This is a genomic window from Streptosporangium sp. NPDC050148 (assembly GCF_055586505.1).
This window is the reverse complement of the sequence record NZ_JBVJIA010000008.1, coordinates 18,338-36,655: the sequence shown is the minus strand read 5'-3', so window position 1 is coordinate 36,655 and position 18,318 is coordinate 18,338. Positions and strand designations below refer to the sequence as shown.

General features: G+C 71.6%; 15 protein-coding genes. 6 read left to right on the top strand and 9 right to left on the bottom strand.

Annotated elements, in window-relative coordinates; translation table 11 throughout:
• Positions 1–40: 40 nt before the first annotated feature.
• The gene (locus ACZ6RT_RS10935; RefSeq protein WP_470153108.1) at positions 41–2,113 is read right to left on the bottom strand and encodes an adenylate/guanylate cyclase domain-containing protein; all 2,073 of its coding nucleotides are present in this window, start codon (positions 2,111–2,113) and stop codon (positions 41–43) included.
• A 267-nt stretch (positions 2,114–2,380) separates the two neighbouring features.
• Between ACZ6RT_RS10935 and ACZ6RT_RS10930 the strand changes: the two genes are divergently transcribed.
• Positions 2,381–3,334, top strand: a complete 954-nt coding sequence (locus tag ACZ6RT_RS10930; protein ID WP_470153106.1) for a hypothetical protein — start codon at positions 2,381–2,383, stop codon at positions 3,332–3,334.
• Positions 3,335–3,570: 236 nt separating this feature from the next.
• On the opposite strand, the gene purL is transcribed toward ACZ6RT_RS10930, so the two are convergent.
• From purL to purS, 4 genes are all read right to left on the bottom strand, one after another.
• On the bottom strand, positions 3,571–5,826 hold the full coding sequence (gene purL / locus ACZ6RT_RS10925; RefSeq protein ID WP_470153104.1) for a phosphoribosylformylglycinamidine synthase subunit PurL: 2,256 nt from the start codon (positions 5,824–5,826) through the stop codon (positions 3,571–3,573).
• Positions 5,823–6,506 carry a phosphoribosylformylglycinamidine synthase subunit PurQ gene (gene purQ / locus ACZ6RT_RS10920; RefSeq protein WP_470153102.1) on the bottom strand — a complete coding sequence of 228 codons (684 nt, stop codon included), beginning with the start codon at positions 6,504–6,506 and terminating at the stop codon, positions 5,823–5,825. The genes purL and purQ overlap by 4 nt, the downstream gene beginning before the upstream one ends.
• A gap of 252 nt (positions 6,507–6,758) precedes the next feature.
• Complete coding sequence (locus tag ACZ6RT_RS10915; RefSeq protein WP_399189496.1) at positions 6,759–7,181, bottom strand: ATP-binding protein; 423 nt, start codon at positions 7,179–7,181, stop codon at positions 6,759–6,761.
• 188 nt (positions 7,182–7,369) lie between these two features.
• Positions 7,370–7,615 carry a phosphoribosylformylglycinamidine synthase subunit PurS gene (purS, locus tag ACZ6RT_RS10910; protein WP_470153100.1) on the bottom strand — a complete coding sequence of 82 codons (246 nt, stop codon included), beginning with the start codon at positions 7,613–7,615 and terminating at the stop codon, positions 7,370–7,372.
• Positions 7,616–7,936: 321 nt separating this feature from the next.
• Here purS and pdhA point away from each other — a divergent pair, with 321 nt between their 5' ends.
• The 4 genes from pdhA (at position 7,937) to ACZ6RT_RS10890 (ending at position 14,111) form a co-directional block, all read left to right on the top strand.
• A complete protein-coding gene (gene pdhA, locus ACZ6RT_RS10905; RefSeq protein ID WP_470153098.1) occupies positions 7,937–9,028 on the top strand; it encodes a pyruvate dehydrogenase (acetyl-transferring) E1 component subunit alpha in 1,092 nt (363 codons plus the stop codon).
• Positions 9,025–10,002 (top strand): alpha-ketoacid dehydrogenase subunit beta, encoded by a 978-nt coding sequence (locus ACZ6RT_RS10900; RefSeq protein WP_399189490.1) that lies wholly within the window; start codon positions 9,025–9,027, stop codon positions 10,000–10,002. The genes pdhA and ACZ6RT_RS10900 overlap by 4 nt, the downstream gene beginning before the upstream one ends.
• 10 nt (positions 10,003–10,012) lie before the next feature.
• Positions 10,013–11,539 (top strand): dihydrolipoamide acetyltransferase family protein, encoded by a 1,527-nt coding sequence (locus ACZ6RT_RS10895; RefSeq protein ID WP_470153096.1) that lies wholly within the window; start codon positions 10,013–10,015, stop codon positions 11,537–11,539.
• Positions 11,540–12,392: 853 nt separating this feature from the next.
• Entirely contained in the window at positions 12,393–14,111 is a 1,719-nt protein-coding gene (locus tag ACZ6RT_RS10890) for an ABC transporter ATP-binding protein (RefSeq protein ID WP_399189486.1), read from the top strand.
• Positions 14,112–14,409: 298 nt separating this feature from the next.
• Here the strand turns inward: ACZ6RT_RS10890 and ACZ6RT_RS10885 are convergent, their stop codons facing one another.
• Positions 14,410–14,889 carry a hypothetical protein gene (locus tag ACZ6RT_RS10885; RefSeq protein WP_470153094.1) on the bottom strand — a complete coding sequence of 160 codons (480 nt, stop codon included), beginning with the start codon at positions 14,887–14,889 and terminating at the stop codon, positions 14,410–14,412.
• Positions 14,890–15,115: 226 nt separating this feature from the next.
• On the opposite strand from ACZ6RT_RS10885, the gene ACZ6RT_RS10880 reads away from it, so the two are divergent.
• Positions 15,116–15,409 (top strand): Dabb family protein, encoded by a 294-nt coding sequence (locus tag ACZ6RT_RS10880; RefSeq protein WP_399189482.1) that lies wholly within the window; start codon positions 15,116–15,118, stop codon positions 15,407–15,409.
• A 39-nt stretch (positions 15,410–15,448) separates the two neighbouring features.
• Here ACZ6RT_RS10880 and ACZ6RT_RS10875 read toward each other — a convergent pair whose 3' ends face one another.
• The 3 genes from ACZ6RT_RS10875 to ACZ6RT_RS10865 all read right to left on the bottom strand — a co-directional run bounded on the left by ACZ6RT_RS10875 (position 15,449) and on the right by ACZ6RT_RS10865 (position 18,200).
• On the bottom strand, positions 15,449–15,673 hold the full coding sequence (locus ACZ6RT_RS10875; RefSeq protein WP_399189480.1) for a DUF6458 family protein: 225 nt from the start codon (positions 15,671–15,673) through the stop codon (positions 15,449–15,451).
• Positions 15,674–15,725: 52 nt separating this feature from the next.
• Positions 15,726–16,940, bottom strand: a complete 1,215-nt coding sequence (locus ACZ6RT_RS10870) for an adenylosuccinate synthetase (RefSeq protein WP_470153092.1) — start codon at positions 16,938–16,940, stop codon at positions 15,726–15,728.
• 303 nt (positions 16,941–17,243) lie between these two features.
• Positions 17,244–18,200 carry a hypothetical protein gene (locus tag ACZ6RT_RS10865; protein WP_399189475.1) on the bottom strand — a complete coding sequence of 319 codons (957 nt, stop codon included), beginning with the start codon at positions 18,198–18,200 and terminating at the stop codon, positions 17,244–17,246.
• Positions 18,201–18,318: the final 118 nt, after the last annotated feature.

The window sequence follows — 18,318 nt, the reverse complement described above, 5'->3', positions numbered from 1 at the left end:
CTCGATTGTGTCCTCGCGCCTCGGACGGCGAAAGGTATTTCTACGACAGTTCAGAGAGCACATAGGCATGGACGGGCTGCTCCCTCCCCTTGAGGTTGAGCCAGCCCAGCGATCGGGTCTTGACCCCGGGGCCGATCAGGTCCAGGGTGGTCTGGCCGATCACGACGCTGCCCGGCTCGGCGATGCCCTCCAGCCGGGCCGCCACGTTGACGCAGTCGCCCATCGCGTTGAACCCGCGCAGCTCGGGGCTGCCGATGTTGCCGACGAGCGCCTCGCCGGTGTTGATGCCGATCCTGAAGCGGGGGTACCCGGGCGTCCCCGCGGCGATCTCCTCGGCCGCCTCCTGCATGGCCAGGCCCGCCCGTACCGCGGCGAGGGCGTGGTCGGCCTGCCGGGCCGGGGCGTTGAACAGCGCGAGCAGCGCGTCGCCCACGAACTGCACGATCGTGCCGCCGTTGCCGAGCACGATGGGCACGGCCGCGGTGTGGTACCGGTTGAGCATCTCGACGATCTCCCCGGGCGCCACCCGCTCGGAGAAGCTCGTGAACCCCTTCAGGTCGGCGAAGAGCGCGGTCAGCTCGACCAGCTCGCCGCCGAGCGCGGCGGTCTGCGGGTCGGCCAGCAGCGACTGGGCCACGTCCGGCGACATGTACTGCCGGAAGAGGGTCTCCAGCTCGCTGTAGAGCCGGGCGTTCTCCAGGGAGAGCGAGAGCTGGCCGGCCAGCGTGGCGGCGAGCGCCTCGTCCTGCGCCGTCCTGCCGAGCGGCACCTCCAGCGCCCCGGCGAGCCTGCCCTTGACCGTCAGCGGGTGGACGATCTTCCCCTCCAGCCGGATCGGCCGGTCACCGGGGAAGTCCGCCTGGCCGTACTCCCTGGAGCTGACCGTGACCCGCCCGTTGTCGACCAGTTTGATGCGGACGTCCCCGTACGCCTGCCGGATGCGGTCGAGGCTCTGGGAGAGCATCTCGCTCTCCGGCAGGCCCACGCGGGCCTGCCGGCCGGTCTCCACCAGCGCGGTGAGCCGGTCGGTCAGCTCCCGCTCGTTGGCCAGCGCCTCGCCCGCCCGGTCGAGCACCGCGACCTGAGCCTCGGTGAGGCCGAACTTGCCCGCCAGCCTGTCCGCGACGGGGACCCCGCCCCCGTCACGCTCCTCCCTGCGCCGCAGGTGGCCGACGAGCTCCTCCAGGGCGGCCTCGTAGTCGGCCCTGATCCTGCGGACCGTGGCCGACAGCGCCACCGAGTCGAACAGCCCCGCGCTGCTGCCCTCCCGGCGGAACTTCAGGTAGGCGCTGTAGGCCACGAAGACGAACGCCATGGTCAGCAGCACGTGCCAGAGCCACCACGACAGGTGCCAGTTGCGGTGCGACAGCCCCGCGACCAACGTCTCGGCCAGCAGCGCGTACGCGGTGACCAGGCTGATCAGCACGGCCGCGGGACGCCTGCGGTGCAGCTGGAACATCATCGCGGCCGCGGCGACGAACAGGGCCACCCCGATCCACTCGGCCCCGCCCAGGCCGACGCCCCCGGGGGCGGAGGGCGGCTCGTCGCTCAGCGGCGTCAGGTCCGGCATCAGGCACGCGACGCCCCACGCGGCGATCAGGGCGGCGAGCCCGCCGCGCAGCCACATCTGGTGCCGGATCACGGCCGAGGCCGCCCGCTCGCCCAGCGGCAGCGCCGAGGCGAACGCGAACACCGAGGCCAGGATCAGCCCCACCGGGTGGGAGAGGTCGAAGCCGTAGCTGGCCTTGTCCAGGTCCAGGATGATCCCCGGTGTGGTCAGCCCGTGCACCAGGAACGACCCGGCACCGCTGAGGAAGACCAGGGAGACGAGCAGCAGCCGGGCGTCCGCCCGCCTGGCCGAGGCCTGGCCGACCATGAGGCCCAGGACGAGGTTGATCCCGGCCACCGCGATGATCAGCCAGAAGTGGGTGGGCTTGTCGTGCAGCACGATGTTCAGGTCCGGCTCGGCCAGCAACAGCCAGAGCCCGAGCATCGGTAACGCCAGGTGCAGGATCCATACCAGGGTGCGGACCGGCTGTGTCGCCGGTGGCAGGTACGGTTCCCGTCCGGCACGGTCGTCGATGACCGCGCCTGTCGGATCGATGGTCGGCACGGTGGCCTCCGCGTCTGGAGAACCCGGTCGGTTCCCTGTGGTGTCCGTCCACGCCCAGCGGGCGGGATTCCCCCGAACGGACCGATTATCCCGTACGCGGCCCGTACCGGAGGGCGTCCTTGGACACGCTCACGAGCCTGCGGACACGACGCGGTTCCTCCGAGGCCGAAGCGTGATGTACGCGTCGCCAACCGTTGGAACGGTTGAAACGTGTATTACGTGTCTCTCCCATCACACCAGGCTCTGGTGTCGCAGAAAGGAAGCCCTGTGGCTGTCAAGTTACCGGGCGGACGCACGCTCGCCGTCGTGACCGTCGGCGTGCTCGCCGGAACCCTGTTCACCGCGAGCGGTAGCGCCGTCGCCTCATCGGCGGGTGCCGAGGTTCACGCGTGCGTCCACAAGCAGACGAGGTACGCCCGGATCGTCAACGCCACGGCCAAGTGCCGGCCGACCGAGTTCCGGGTCAGGTGGGGCCAGACGACCCAGACCCAGGAGGGCATCGCCTCGGCCGGGCCGCAGGGCCCCCAGGGTCCGAGGGGCCCGCAGGGACCGAAGGGCGACACCGGATCGCAGGGCCCGCAGGGGCCGCGCGGCTTCCAGGGCAGGACCGGCCCGCAGGGGCCGAAGGGCGTGGACGGCAAGGACGGCGCTCAGGGGCCGAAGGGTGACACCGGCGCGCAGGGCCCCAAGGGTGACGACGGCAAGCCGGGCGTTCAGGGCCCGAAGGGTGACACCGGCGCGCAGGGCCCCAAGGGTGACGACGGCAAGCCGGGCGTTCAGGGTCCCAAGGGCGACACCGGTCCGCAGGGTCCCAAGGGTGAGCCGGGCGACAGCGCCGCGCTGACCACCTACGTCAACACCAGGAACTTCAGCCTGAGCAACGACGGCAGCGCCTCGGTCAGCTGTGACGGCGGAGACGTCGCGACCGGCGGCGGCTACTCCCTCACCGCCATGAAGTACTTCGTGGTCACCGGCACCTACCCGTCCTCGGCGACCACCTGGACGGTGGGCCTGAACAGGGACTACGGGATCTTCGACGCCCAGAGCGCCGACAGGGAAGCCGCTTCGGACGCCCAGGGCACCGACAAGGGCAGCGCCCCGAGCGCCACCCCGAGCGCCACGAAGGGCTCCGCCAAGGCCCCCGCCTCCGGTGGTGTCCAGGCACAGACCTTCTCCGCCTCGGCCAAGGGCACCGTCTACGTGGTCTGCGTCAAGAAGTGACCCTCGGGCGCGCGCCGCGCGGGCCGGGCGCCCCCGGCCGATCCGCGCCCGCCTGACCGCACGGCCCGTTCGTGGTGACGCGCCGCCACCTGGCGGGACGGGGACATCGACATCTCGTCCCGCCGGCCGGCGCGTCACCGCGTGATCCACATATACGAGACCGGCCGGGTCCCGGGGCGGCAGCCCCTGGACCCGGCCGGTACACGTCCGTTCCGCGCGAGACCCACGCGGCGGCCTCAGCCGAAGATGGCGGGCAGGGTGCCCGTGTGGACCTCGCGGAGCTCGGTGACCGGGACCTCCAGGAGACCCTCCACCCGCAGGGCGTCGCCGCCGGTGGTGCCCAGGCCGTAGCAGGGCACCTCGCGGGCCGCGCACAGCTCCGCGAAGGCGTCGAACGACTCGGGCCTGACGGTGACCAGCGCGCGGGCCGACGACTCGCTGAACAGGTCGACGAACGCGTCCTGCCCGGTGAGCGCGACCGTGCAGCCGACGCCCTGGGCGAGGCACGCCTCGGCGAGCGCGATGGCCAGCCCGCCGTCGGACAGGTCGTGGGAACCGGTCAGCAGCCCCTGCGAGGCGGCCTCGGCCAGGACGAGCGCCAGGTCGCGCTCGGACTCCAGGCGCGCCACGGGCGGCAGCCCGCCCAGGTGGCCGTGGGCCACGTGCGCCCACTCCGACCCGCCGAACTCCTCCTCGGTCTCGCCGAGGAGCACGATCCGGTCGCCCTCCCCGGTGAAGCCCGACCGCACCCGGCCGGCCACGTCCTCGATGACGCCGAGCACGCCGACGACCGGCGTCGGATGGATCGGCACGGAGCCGGTCTGGTTGTAGAACGAGACGTTGCCGCCGGTCACCGGTACGCCGAGGGTCCTGCAGGCGTCGGCCAGGCCGCGCACGGCCTCGGAGAACTGCCACATGACCTCGGGGTCCTCGGGGGAGCCGAAGTTCAGGCAGTTGGTCACCGCCAGCGGGGTCGCCCCGGTCACGGCGACGTTCCGGTACGCCTCGGCGAGGGCGAGCTGCGCCCCGGCGTACGGGTCGAGGCGGGCGTAGCGGCCGTTGCCGTCGGTGGCCAGCGCGATGCCCCGGGTCGTCTCCTCGGCGCCGGGCATGACCTCGCCGATGCGCAGCACGCCCGCGTCGGCGGGCTGGGCCAGCACGGTGTTGCCGCGCACGTAGCGGTCGTACTGGGAGGTGACCCACTCCTTGGACGCCAGGTTCGGCGAGCCCAGCAGCTGCAGCAGCGTCGCGCGCAGGTCGTCCGGGCGGGGCAGGCGGGCCGGGTCGTCGCCGTTCAGCGCGGCCTGACCGGCGGGCTCGTGGAACGGCCGCTCGTAGACCGGGCCCTCGTCGGCCGCGGTGCCCGGGGGGATGTCGACGATGGTCTCGCCGTGCCAGGTCATCACCAGTCGGCCGGAGTCGGTGACCTCGCCGATCACGGTCGCGGGGATGTCCCATTTGGCGCAGATCGCCATGAAGGCGTCGATGTCGTCGGGGGTGACGACCGCCATCATCCGTTCCTGCGACTCGCTCATCAGGATCTCCTCGGGCCGCAGCGAGGGATCGCGCAGCGGCACCAGGTCGAGCCTGACGTCCATGCCCCCGGTGCCCTTGGCGGCCAGCTCGGTGGTCGCGCAGGAGACACCGGCGGCGCCGAGGTCCTGGATGCCGACCACCACGTCCGCCTGGTAGAGCTCCAGGCAGCACTCGATCAGCAGCTTCTCCATGAAGGGGTCGCCGACCTGGACGCTGGGGCGCTTGGCCTGCGACTCGTCCTCGAACGTGGCCGAGGCCAGCACCGAGGCGCCGCCGATGCCGTCGGGGCCGGTCAGCGCGCCGAACAGGACGACCTTGTTGCCCGGCCCGGGGGCCACGGCGAGCTTGATCTGGTCCTTGCGGAGCAGGCCCACGCAGAGCGCGTTGACCAGCGGGTTGCCGATGTAGCAGGGGTCGAAGACGACCTCTCCGCCGATGTTGGGCAGCCCGAGGCAGTTGCCGTAGTGGCTGATGCCCTCGACCACGCCGGGCAGCACGCGCCGGGTGTCGGGGGCGTCCGCGGCGCCGAAGCGCAGCGCGTCCATCACCGCGATCGGCCGGGCGCCCATGGACATGATGTCGCGGACGATGCCGCCCACGCCGGTCGCCGCGCCCTGGTGGGGTTCGACGTAGGACGGGTGGTTGTGGGACTCGATCTTGAAGGTGGCGGCCCAGCCGTCGCCGACGTCCACCACGCCGGCGTTCTCGCCCATGCCGACGAGCAGCGCCGCCGACTCCGGGGCCTTGGTGCCGAACTGGCGCAGGTGCACCTTGGAGGACTTGTAGGAGCAGTGCTCGCTCCACATGACGCTGTAGATGGCCAGCTCGGAGCCGGTGGGCCGGCGGCCGAGGATCTCGCGGACCCGCTCGTACTCGTCGGTCTTCATGCCGAGCTCGGCGTACGGCTGGGGTTCTGAGGGGGTGGCCTCGGCCCGCTTGACGGTGTCGAGGGTCATGCGTTCACCATCGTCTTCAGGATCGAGGAGAAGAAGGCGCGCCCGTCGGTGCTCGGGGCCCCGGTGAGGTCCTCGACGGCGTGCTCGGGGTGCGGCATGAGCCCGACGATGTTGCCGGCCTCGTTGCGGATGCCCGCGATGTCGTTCAGGGAACCGTTGGGGTTGCCGCCGGAGTAGCGGAAGACGACCTGGCCTGCGGCCTCCAGCGCGGCCAGCGTGGCCGGGTCGGCGACGTAGCGGCCCTCGCCGTGCTTGACGGGCAGGACGATCTCCTGGCCCTCGGTGAAGTCGGACGTCCAGGGGGTGGCGGTGTTCTCCACCCGGATGCCCTGGTCGCGGCAGACGTAGTGCAGCCCGGCGTTGCGCATCAGCGCCCCGGGCAGCAGGTGGGCCTCGCACAGGATCTGGAAGCCGTTGCAGGTGCCCAGCACCGGCAGTCCCGCCCCGGCGGCCGGGATCAGCTCCTCCATCAGCGGCGCGAACCTGGAGATGGCGCCGCAGCGCAGGTAGTCCCCGTAGGAGAACCCGCCCGGCAGGAAGACCGCGTCCACCCCCTTCAGGTCGGGGTCCGCGTGCCAGAGCGGGACGGCTTCACCGCCCGCATGGCGCACGGCGCGGGCCGCGTCCTGATCGTCGAGCGTTCCGGGAAAAGTGACGACGCCCACGCGGGCAGCACTCATGGCAGCGTTCCCCTCCACAAACGGGCGCCGCGCCGGCGTCTCACACATCGGACGTCGGTCTGCGGCGGTGCGTCCAGGCTATCCGCTCCGGGTGAGAGCTCACGCGCGGAGTGGCGGATCCCACGCCGGACGGGCCACGGCCCGCCCCGCGTGGCACGACGTCTCCGGTACGGCGCCCGGGACGGGCCCGCACGGTGGGGCATCCCGGACGGGCGCCCGCACGACGGGCATCCGGGACGGGGCTGTGCGGCTCTACACGGCGGCGAGCACCCGGTCGCGCGAGAAGACGGCCTCGTCGTCCCAGTCGAGGCGCTTGCGCAGGTGCACGACCGTGCCCCTGCCGGGGGCGATGTCGAAGGAGATCTCGTCCACCACCGCCTGCATGATGAGCAGGCCCCTGCCGTTCTCGGCGTCCGACGGCGGGTAGTGCTCGGGCACCCGGACGATCCCCTGGCCCCGGTCGATGATGCGGACGTCACAGCGGCCCTCGCCGATGGAGGTCTCCACCTCGTAGCGGTTGGCCGGACCCCCGTGCCGTACGGCGTTGGCGCACGCCTCGGTGACCGCGAGCAGGATGTCGGAGATGCACTCCTCGGTGACTCCGAGCGAGCACAGGGAGTCACCGAGCGCCCTGCGGACCATCGGAATACCGACGGCCTGTCGTGGCAGAGCCAACGAGAACTCCATGTCCACCGGTTTCCTCCCGGGGTCAGACGTCACCACCGTGAAGGCTTCCCTGCAGAATCCGGGCTAACCGCAAAATAACCGTAATGTTATTGACTGGTGGTCAAGCCGTGGGATTGCTCTGTCCATATGGATGGATATGGCCAGATGTGGGCGTTTGGTCAACCGTCTGTGACGGTCTATGACTCCACGGTGACGACGTAGTCCTCGATCACCGTGTTGGCGAGAAGCGTTTCGGCCATTTTTCGGACGTCCGAAAGGGCCGCCTCGTCGGCGGGGCCGTCGATCTCGACCTCGAACCGCTTGCCCTGGCGTACCGCCGAGACCCCCGAGAAGCCGAGCCGCGGCAGAGCACGGGCGATCGCCTGCCCCTGCGCGTCGAGAATCTCCGGCTTCAGCATGACGTCGACGATGACGCGCGCCACGGCGTTCCTCCTGGTTGCGACGGGGACGGTGCGGAGCTCAAGAGTAACGGGCCCCGGGCGCCTCGCGGAGCCGGGGCCGTGTCACGACCGCCCTGCCGTCGCCGGGCCGTCGCCGGGCCCGGAAACGGCGGGTGAAAGCAGACGCCAGGGGAACGGGGAGCATATGGACGCCCCGGTAGGTCTTGCGCAGATGCATGTGACCTCTGCCACGATGGCCACAGACGCGGATGAACTACCACCAGATAGGGCGAACGCGTCGCGAATCGGCCGGACGGCGGTGGCGAACCCATCCAGACGGCCCCGAGCACACAGGAGCGGCACGTGACAGTCGACGCCTCTCGTGGTGCGGAAGCACCTCCGGAGCTCATCCAGCTGCTGACCCCCGAAGGAGAACGGGTCGAGCATCCCGACTACGACATCGACCTGACGCCCGAGGAGATCCGCGGACTCTACCGGGACCTGGTCCTGGTCCGCCGGGTCGACCTGGAGGCCGTCGCCCTGCAGCGCCAGGGCGAGCTGGGCATCTGGGCCTCGCTGCTCGGGCAGGAGGCCGCCCAGATCGGCTCCGGGCGGGCACTGACCGAGGCCGACATGGCCTTCCCCACCTACCGCGAACACGGTGTCGCCTGGTGCCGGGGGGTGGACCCGCTGAACCTGCTGGGCCTGTTCCGCGGGGTCAACCACGGCGGCTGGGACCCGGCCGAGCACAACTTCCACCTCTACACCATCGTGATCGGCAGCCAGACCCTGCACGCGGTCGGCTACGCCATGGGCATCCAGCGCGACGGCGCCGAGGCCGCCTCGATCGTCTACTTCGGTGACGGCGCCACCTCCCAGGGCGACGTGAACGAGGCGTTCATCTGGGCGTCGGTGTTCAACGCGCCGGTGGTGTTCTTCTGCCAGAACAACCAGTGGGCCATCTCCGAGCCGCTGGAGAAGCAGACGCGCATCCCGCTGTACCGCAGGGCCAGCGGGTTCGGGTTCCCGGGCGTGCGGGTCGACGGCAACGACGTCTTCGCCTGCCTGGCCGTCACCCGCAAGGCGCTGGCCGACGCCAGGTCCGGCCAGGGCCCCACGCTGATCGAGGCGTTCACCTACCGGATGGGTGCCCACACCACCTCCGACGACCCGACCCGCTACCGGGTGGCCGCCGAGCTGGAGGCGTGGAAGCTCAAGGACCCGATCGAGCGGCTGCGGGCCTACATGTTCAAGAGCCAGATCGCCGACCAGGAGTTCTTCGACACGATCGACGCCGAGGCCGACGAGCTCGGGCGCGACGTGCGCAAGCGCTGCCTGGAGATGCCCGAACCCGAGCCGCTGGCCATCTTCGACCACGTCTACACCGAGAGGCACCCGCTCGTGGACGCCGAGCGTGCCGAGTTCGCCACCTACCTGGAGGGGTTCGAGGCATGACGGTTCTGACGCTGGCCAAGGCGCTCAACGAGGGAATGCGCAAGGCCATGGAGGACGACGCCAAGGTGCTCGTCATGGGCGAGGACGTGGGCAAGCTCGGCGGCGTGTTCCGGGTCACCGACGGCCTGCAGAAGGACTTCGGCGAGCAGCGGGTCATCGACACCCCGCTGGCCGAGTCCGGCATCATCGGCACGGCCATCGGCCTGGCCCTGCGCGGCTACCGCCCGGTCTGCGAGATCCAGTTCGACGGGTTCGTCTTCCCGGCGGCCGACCAGATCATCACCCAGCTCGCCAAGATGCCGCTGCGCTCGCTGGGCAAGCTGAGGCTCCCGGTCGTGGTCCGGATCCCGTGCGGCGGCGGCATCGGCGCGGTGGAGCACCACAGCGAGTCGCCCGAGGCGTACTTCACGCACACCGCGGGCCTGCGCGTCGTGGCCTGCTCCAACCCGTCCGACGCCTACACCATGATCCAGCAGGCGATCCGCTGCGACGACCCGGTCGTGTTCTTCGAACCCAAGCGGCGCTACTGGGAGAAGGCCGACGTGGACGTCGCCTCCACCGCCTGGACCCCCTTCGACGAGGCCCGGGTGGTGCGGCCGGGCACCGACCTCACCCTGCTGGCGTACGGGCCGATGGTGAAGACCTGCCTGGAGGTGGCCAAGGCCGCCGAGGACGACGGCCGTTCCCTGGAGGTGCTGGACCTGCGCTCGCTCAACCCCCTCGACCTCCCCAAGGTCACCGAGTCGGTACGCAGGACCGGCCGCTGCGTCGTGGTGCACGAGGCGCCCGTCTACAACGGCTTCGGCGCCGAGCTCGCCGCCCGGGTGACCGAGGAGTGCTTCTACACCCTGGAGGCCCCGGTGCTGCGGGTCGGCGGCCCCTCGACCCCCTATCCGCCCTCGAAGCTGGAGGAGCACTACCTGCCGGATCTGGACAGGGTCCTTTACGCCGTCGACCGCGCGTTCGCGTTCTGAGGAGGGGCCGATGAAGGAGTTCAAGCTCCCCGACGTGGGCGAGGGACTGACCGAGGCGGAGATCGTCCGCTGGCACGTGAAGGTCGGGGACCCGGTCACGGTCAACCAGACCATCGTGGAGATCGAGACCGCCAAGGCCGTGGTCGAGCTGCCCTGCCCGTTCGAGGGCGTGGTGGCGGCCCTGATGGCGGACGAGGGCGAGACCGTGGACGTGGGCAGGCCGATCATCGCGGTGGACGACGGCTCGGGTCCCGCCCCCGGCGCCTCGGGTCCCGCCCCGGGCGCCTCCGGTGCGGCCTCGCCGGTCGCCGGGGAGAGCCGGGAGAACGCGCTGGCCGAGGACATGGTCCCGGAGCCGCCGGCCGGCGCGCGGCAGCCGGTCCTGGTCGGTTACGGCGTCAGGACCGGCACGGCCAAGCGGCGCCCCCGCAAGCAGGCGCCGTCCGGCGGCGGTGCCGAGGCGGCTCCGCAGGCCGCGTCCTCTGTCCCTGTCCCTGCGCCTCCGGCGGCCGTGTCTCCCGTGCCCGCGGCGGTGACGGTGGCCTCGGTGGCCTCGGTGCCCCCGGTGGCCTCCGCGCCCGCCCCCGCCCCCGCGGCGGAGAGGGCCGGTGCGGCGTCCCCGGGCAGGGTCGCGGTCCTGGCCAAGCCCCCGGTGCGCAAGCTGGCCAGGGACCTCGGGATCGACCTGACCACCATCACCGGGACCGGCCCGCAAGGCTCGATCACCAGGCAGGACGTCCAGGCCGTGCTGGACGCCCGTACCGGCGCCGGCGCGAACGGCCACGACGGCGTCCGGCCGCAGCAGGCCGGGGTCGTCGGGTCCGTCGGGTCCGTCGGCGACGAGGAGCGGATCCCGATCAAGGGCGTGCGCAAGGCGACCGCCCAGGCCATGGTGGCCTCGGCGTTCACCGCGCCGCACGTGACGGAGTTCCTCCAGGTGGACGTGACGGCGACCATGGAGGCGGTCCGCCGGCTGCGCGGCCTTCCCGACTTCGCGGAGGTCAAGGTCTCGCCGCTGCTGCTGGTCGCCAAGGCGGTCCTGGTGGCGATCCGCCGCCATCCGATGATCAATTCCGCCTGGGACGAGGCCAACCAGGAGATCGTGGTCAAGCACCGCGTCAACCTGGGGATCGCCGCCGCCACCCCGCGCGGCCTGCTCGTCCCCAACGTCAAGGACGCCCACCTGCTCTCCCTGCCGGCCCTGGCGGGCGCCCTCGGCGCCCTCACCGAGACCGCCAGGGCGGGCCGTACCCAGCCCGCCGACATGGCCGGGGGCACCATCACGATCACCAATGTGGGCGTCTTCGGGGTGGACGCCGGAACGCCCATCCTCAACCCGGGCGAGTCGGCGATCCTGGCCGTCGGGCAGATCAGGGAGATGCCCTGGGTGGTGGACGGGCAGATCGTGCCGCGCCGGGTCTGCACCCTGGCCCTGTCCTTCGACCACCGGGTGGTGGACGGGGAGCTCGGCTCGCTCTTCCTGCGTGACATCGGCGCCATGCTGGAGGATCCGCTCCGCATGCTCGCCTGGGGCTGAGGCCCCCGGACGCGACGGGCGCGTCTCCTCCACCGGAGGGGGCGCGCCCGTTCCGTCTCCCGCCTCACCGCGACGGAGGTCTCCCGCCTCACCGTGCCGGAGGAAGGGCCGGTCCCGGTCGGTGGGAGAACCCGGGAAGCGCCGGTTCCCCTCGGCGCCAGAGAACCGGAAGGGCCGGTCGCCGACGGCGTGGAAGGGCCGGAAGGCCCGTACCGCATATCCGGCGCTCCCTCTTCTGACAATTTCTGACCGGTCCTGTCAATTGTCGTCGCGGGCCCTTCCGCAGGTGCGGTGAGCCGTTCGCCGGGGACCGGCGCCGTTCCGGACGACGGATGGGGGTCGCTTCCGCGGTAATCCGGAAACCTCCTTTTCCGTCCTCTGGATCAAGCTTTAAGCTGCGGCTTCCTGGGCCGGTGGGGCCTGCCGGAGAAGCCGTGGATCTTTTGCCGGACTTTACGAACAGCGCGTTTCGAAGCTTTGTCGCGTCATTTGTTAAAACATCCATAATGCATCTCGGATTTAGTGATTTGTCTCGCTATAGGTGCTAGCGTCGTTGATGGAAAGTGCGACAACCTAGCACGAAAGGGGAAGCACATGAGTTTCATGCAGCTCTTCCCGACCAACCGGTCTCTGCACTGGGGCGGCTGTTGCTGCCGTCGCCGTCGTCGTTGCGGATGTGGCTGCGGCGGTGGCGGGGGCGGCGGCTGGTGGTGGTAGCCGGAAACGGTGCTAGCAGAATTCGGTGCTAGCTGAAACACATGAGAGCCGACGGGTGAACCGTCGGTTCTCATTCTCTGAGTCGCCCTCGCCCGCCGGGGCGAGGGCCGTCGTCCGCCGGCCTCCCGAGACGCCGGTGGTCTCCATCCGCAGGACCTTCCGTGAGTTCTGGCCGCAGACCCATGGCATCCGCCGGTTCCTCGTGGCCGGCTGCGTGCTCGCGATCGTCGCGGCCGTGTGCGAGGTCGTCACGATCGGCCTGTTCGGATTCATCGTCGACGAGGTGCTGAGCAGGCAGGACCTGGGGGCGTTCTGGATGCCCGCCCTCGGCTGGCTCGGCCTGGCGGCGGTGTCGGGACTGGTGTCGTTCGCGGGCGCCTACCTCACGTCCGTGGGCGGCGAGCGCTTCCTGCTGCGGCTGCGCGACAGGGTGTTCCGGCACGTCCAGACCCTCACGCCCGACTTCTTCGACAACCGCCGTCTCGGTGACCTGATGGCCAGGCTCACCGACGACATCGAGGCGATCGAGGAACTGGTCGGGTCCGGGCTGGTCAAGCTCTTCACCACGCTCGCCAGCGTCGTCTTCTTCTCCGCGGCCGCCTTCTATGTCCGCTGGGACCTGGCGCTGCTGACGTTCCTGCTGGTCCCGGCGTTCCTGGTGGTCTCGAAGATCTTCGCGAGCAGGTTCAGGACGGCCGCCGCCCGCGAGCGGCTCAGCAACGGGGCCATGAACAGCGTCATCGAGGAGAGCCTGTCCAACCAGTCGCTGGTCCAGTCCTACAACCGCCAGGACGCCGAGGCGGAGCGGCTGCACTCCGAGGGCCGCACCTGGCTGCGGGCCAACGTGGCGCAGGCGTGGCTGTCCTCGCTGTACGGACCCGTCGTGCAGGTCATCGAGACCGTCTGCCTGATCGCCATCCTCGGATTCGGCGCGTGGGAGATCGCCTCGGGCCGTCTCACCATCGGCGGGCTGCTCGCCTTCGCGGCCTACCTCGCCTACCTCTACCCGGCCGTGCAGAGCCTGGGGCAGATCGCCCTCACCGTCTCCGAGGCGGCGGCGGGCTCGGACCGGGTCATCGAGATCCTGCGGACCCGGCCGGCCGTCGCCGACCGCGAGGGCGCCGTCCACCTGGCCCGGCGCAGCGAGGGCAGGATCGAGTTCCAGGGGGTCGGCTTCACCTACCCGAACCGGACGAGGCCCACGCTGCGGGACCTGTCGTTCACCGTCGAACCCGGGGAACTGGTCGTGTGCACCGGGCCCAGCGGCGTGGGCAAGTCCACGCTCGCCAAGCTCCTGCTCCGTTTCTACGACCCCACCGCCGGGCGCATCCTGCTCGACGGGACCGACATCCGGGACCTGACCCGGGAGTCGCTCCGCGACAACGTCACGATCCTGCAGCAGGAGAACCTGCTCTTCTCCGGGACCGTACGCGAGAACATCGCCTACGGCAGCCCCGGCGCCGACCTGGACGACATCGTCCGGGCCGCCGTCCTGGCCGACGTGCACGACTTCGTCGGCACGCTTCCGCTGGGGTACGAGACGCCGATCGGGCAGCGGGGCCGGTTGATGTCCGGCGGGCAGCGCCAGCGGATCGCCATCGCCAGGGCGATCCTGCGCGACGCCCCCGTGCTCGTCCTCGACGAGCCGATGACGGGGCTCGACACGCTCACCGCGGCACGGATCATGGAACCGCTCAACAGGCTCATGAGCGGTCGTACGACGATCCTGATCACCCATGACCTCAGGTCCGTCCCCGAGGGCGCCCGGCAGGTCGTGCTCGAACCCGTGCCGCGCCGCTCCGGCCGGATAAGGATCAGGTCCGCGGCGCGCCGGTCGATGGCCCGCCCGGGCTGAGGGGACCGCCCGTACCGAGGGGTGCGGGCGGACCGGGGACGGGCCACCCTGGAGGGGTCCGTCCCCTGGCCCGCCCTCGGCTTTTCCCCTCCCCATCCCCGGCTTGTCCTCGACCCCTTCCCGGCCCGTCCCCGGCTTGTCCCCACCCTTTCCCGGACTCGGCCTTTTCCCGGCTCGTTTCCGGTCCTGGCTCGTTTCCGGGTCCGGCCCTTTCCGGGCCCGGCCCTTTCCGGGCCCGGCCCTTTCAAGCCCTTTCCGGCGCGGCGCCGGGCTCCACCGCCCCGGAGGAAGGCTCGGGTCAGACGTGGGTGACCAGGAGGGTCACGCCCGCCTCGCCGCCGCAGTCGACGAACACGGGGCCGACACCGTTGCCGATCGTGCGGGAGAGGGTCGCCTCCGCCACGAAGCCCTTCGGGTCGGCGTCGACGATGCGGACGTTCTCCAGCACCGGCCTGTCACCGAACCCGCTGAGCACGGCGCCGAGCCCCCTGCCCCCGCCGCAGTGGCCGGTGATCCTCACCTTCTGTCCCCGCCTGGCGGTGGGGTTGGGGCTGACCCGGACGACCGCCCTGGCTCCCTTCGGGGGCCGGGCCGCGCCCGTCTCGGCGGTGACCCGGCTCGTCGTGCCCGTCGTGCCCGTCGTGCCGATCGTGCCCGTCGTGCCGACCGTGCTCGTCGTGCCCGTCGCGTCACCGGCGAGCGCGGAGGGCGCGCCCGGCCCGAGCACCCCGGCGGCCAGGGCCGTTCCGGCGATCGCGGCGATCATTCTCTTGTTCACGGCGACTCCCTTGTCAGGGCCCTGCGGGCCCGTGCACCTGTGGTGACCCCTGTCGTCCGGGATCACCCCGTGGGTAGCCGCAAGGACCGCCGCGGGTTCGCGCCCGGCCGGGAACGTGACGTGGATCACAACACGGTCGCGCCGTCCGCCCGCTCACCCCGTCCCGCCGCCGGATCGGGGCACGCGTGGCCGTACGCTGGCCGGGCACCCAACCGAAGGGAAGATCATGTTCCGGCATGTCGTGCTGTTCACCTGGGCCGAGGAGTCCACCGGCGAGCAGAGGGCCAGGGTCGCGGAGGAACTCGGAAAGCTGCCCGCGGCCATCCCGGAGATCCGTGCCTACACCCTCGGTGCCGACGCGGGCGTGAGCCCCGGCAACCACCAGTTCGCGATCGTCGCGGACTTCGACGGCGTCGACGACTTCCTCGCCTACCGCGACCACCCGCTGCACCAGGCCGTGATCGCCGAGCACATCAAGCCGATCATGGCCACCCGCGCGGCGGTCCAGTTCGAGGTGTAGGGGGACCGGCCGCGCCACCGGCCCGCCGGGACGGCGCGTCTAGGCCTCCGGCGGGTTGTTCTCCCGGTGCATCAGGCGGTTGTCGGACGTCTGGCCGCGCCTGGGGGCCATCACGACGCTCAGCACGACCCCGACGGCGCCGACGATCATGAAGATCAGACCGATCACGTCGATGTGCACCGACTCGCCGAGGACGTCGGGTTCGATGGCGAAACGGAGGATGGCGCCGAGCGTGAGAAAGAAGATGCTGATCCCGACACCCATGAATTCCTCCGGATAAGGCCGTTCGCCAGGCAAAGGGAGCGTACGGAAATGGTCATACCCTTCCGCGCGCGATGACACCACTCAGAACGACCTTGTCCGCGGCGGTGGGCCCGGCCGATCCCAGCCACACCGGGACTCCCAGGGCCTCCGTCACGGCCGAGGGCCAGTCGTCGATCCCGTCGGTGTAGCGCGGCCGGGCCCCGGAGAGCCGGGCGGTCAGCCGGGCCTGCCGGTCCAGATCGCCGGGCGCGCCGACCGGCAGCTCGCCGATGTCGTACGAGACGCACATCCGCGACACCGGCGCGTCCAGGTGGGTGAGGGCCAGGGCGTCGGCGCCACCGGCGGCCGCGAGCGCGTAGCGGTGGGCCACCGCATCGAAGTGGCCGGTCCTGAAGGGCCCCTGCCAGGGGCCGGTGCCGTTGTGGGCCTCGGGGAGCGCCAGGGCGGGGTCCTCGGTCACCAGCGGTCCCGGACCGTGCCGGGGGGTGTAGGTCCGCAGCACGCCCAGCCGCAGCGCGGGCGCCCCGTCGAGCAGCTCCAGCGCGCCCGCGAAGGTCGTCGTGCTCCAGGTGGTGTACGGGTGGAAGCCGTGCCACTCGTCGAGCAGCACGCCCTGCGCGCCCTCGAAGACCACCGGCCGCCTGCGCAGCAGGGCGGTCACGAAGGAGGAGCCGACCAGGATCACCCGTTCGGCGAACGCCCGGAAGGCCGCGACGCAGTCCTCCACGTCCGGCCCGGTCACCCCCAGCGCCTCGCGCAGGGCGTGCAGCTTGCGGGTCAGCCGGGCCGGTTCCTCGCAGTCGCCCGCGGTCGGCGCCAGATCCGGGTGCGCGAGGGCGTAGGCCATGGTCTCGCCGACGCCCATGCCGCACGACCCGTGCCGGTCCTCGCCGCGCGCCAGCTCCCTGGCCCGCCCGGCCTCCACGTGGTACGGGGTGGCGAGCAGGGCGTCGCGGTCCACGGTGAGCAGGGTGAGCGGGTCGGGGACGCCCAGGCCGGCCAGGTGGGCGGCCTCCCGGGCCAGCGCCAGGGGGTCCACGACCGTCAGGCGGGACAGGTGGGTCGGCACCCCCCTGAACGTGCCCGACCCGAACTGCGCGAACGTGTGGTGCCGCCCGTCGGGCAGGACCACGTTGTGCCCGGCCTGCGCGCCCCCGTTGAACCTGACCACGGCCTGGACGGGCTTGCGCTCGCAGAGCCAGTCGACGACCGTCCCCTTGCCCGCGTCGCCGTAACCGAGGTCGGTCACGATCACATGCTCGTCCATACGATCACCCGTTCGTCGCCATCGTCGCCATCGTCGCCATCGTCGCCACCGGCGGTCCGTCCGGCCGGGTCGTGTCCCGGCCGTGTCGTCCCCGGTGGCCTCGTCCTCTCGGCCGGCCCGTCCCGGCCGGTTCGTCCGGCCGGGCCGTCTTCCACCCGGCCGGGGACGGCTCGGTCCGTCTTCCACCCGGCCGGGGACGGCCGGGCCGGGTCCCGCGGGCGTTCCCCGCGGGCCCCTCTCCCTTCGTGGTGGCGCTCCCCGCCGCGGTGCTCGCGGTGGCCGCCGCGCGGCGGGTGGCGCCTCTCAGAGCCGCAGCACGCCGCTGTCGCCTCCCAGGTCGAGCCCGTCGGCGACCACGAGCGTGCCGCGGTCGAGCCTGGCCAGGGCCTTGCCCACGGCGGTCCCGGCGGTCGAGCCGATCTCCTCCAGGTCGTCCAGCCCCTCCCGCAGGTCGATGGCGTCCTCGCCGAGGCCGACGGTGAGCGCGATGGTCTCGGAGACGGCGTCCAGGTCGTCCAGCTCCAGCACGTTCTGGCCGAGCAGGTCACGCCAGGCGGCCAGCACCCCGCCGTTCCCGGCGTGGCTCGCCCCGGCGGGGACGATGTAGTACACGTCGTAGGTCCTGGTCAGCTCGGCGATCATCTCCTTGATCGGGATGTCCCGCTCGATCCGCTCGCCGACCACCTTCTCGACCTCGCGCCGCTTGACGTGCGCGTACGGCATCTCGTCGCCGATGATGAACAGGTAGCCGCGGCGGCCCCGCTTCTCGAAGCAGTCGATCGAGGTGTGCCTGGCCATGAAGTACATCGCCAGCTCGTACGACTCGCGCATCTGGCCGCCGCCCCCGCCCTCCAGCAGGATCTTTCCCAGGTGCTCGTCCATCCTGTTGTCGGACTCGAACTGGCCGACCTGGAGCGGTGCCCGGTCGCAGGTGGCGTCGCCGATCGCGCCGAAGAGGATCTGCGGGTCGGTCGCGTAGCCCTTGCGGAGCAGCAACCCGAGCAGGTCGGGCAGCCTGGTCTGCAGGCGGCGGGGCACCCCGCCCATCGAGCCGGTCACGTCGAACAGCACGGCCACGGCCAGGGAGGCGGGGTGCTCGGCGGAGTCGCGGCTCTCGCGGGCCGTCACCCCGTGCGGGTCGAGGTCGGGGTGCGTCGAGCGGGCACCGCTGTCGGTGTGCGCGAAGGCGCTCGCGCCCTTGGCGGCGCGGTAGCTCGCCGCGGCGGAGTAGACGTCGGTGGACCAGATTCCGCTTCCCACGGGGGATCTCCTTGCATCGGGGGTGGAACGTTCTGAGAGCCCGGCGATCACGGGCACGACCGGGGCGGCGGGGGGCCGTCCGGGCGCGGGCCGGCCCGGCACGCACCGGGCGGACCGG

What these genes read in the sequence shown, in the direction of transcription:
- ACZ6RT_RS10875 (WP_399189480.1), bottom strand. Translation starts at nt 15,673, where the DNA reads ATGGGTGTCGGGATCAGCATCTTCTTTCTCACGCTCGGCGCCATCCTC.
- purL (WP_470153104.1), bottom strand. Translation starts at nt 5,826, where the DNA reads ATGACCCTCGACACCGTCAAGCGGGCCGAGGCCACCCCCTCAGAACCC.
- ACZ6RT_RS10900 (WP_399189490.1), top strand. Translation starts at nt 9,025, where the DNA reads ATGACGGTTCTGACGCTGGCCAAGGCGCTCAACGAGGGAATGCGCAAG.
- ACZ6RT_RS10880 (WP_399189482.1), top strand. Translation starts at nt 15,116, where the DNA reads ATGTTCCGGCATGTCGTGCTGTTCACCTGGGCCGAGGAGTCCACCGGC.
- ACZ6RT_RS10895 (WP_470153096.1), top strand. Translation starts at nt 10,013, where the DNA reads ATGAAGGAGTTCAAGCTCCCCGACGTGGGCGAGGGACTGACCGAGGCG.
- purQ (WP_470153102.1), bottom strand. Translation starts at nt 6,506, where the DNA reads ATGAGTGCTGCCCGCGTGGGCGTCGTCACTTTTCCCGGAACGCTCGAC.
- ACZ6RT_RS10870 (WP_470153092.1), bottom strand. Translation starts at nt 16,940, where the DNA reads ATGGACGAGCATGTGATCGTGACCGACCTCGGTTACGGCGACGCGGGC.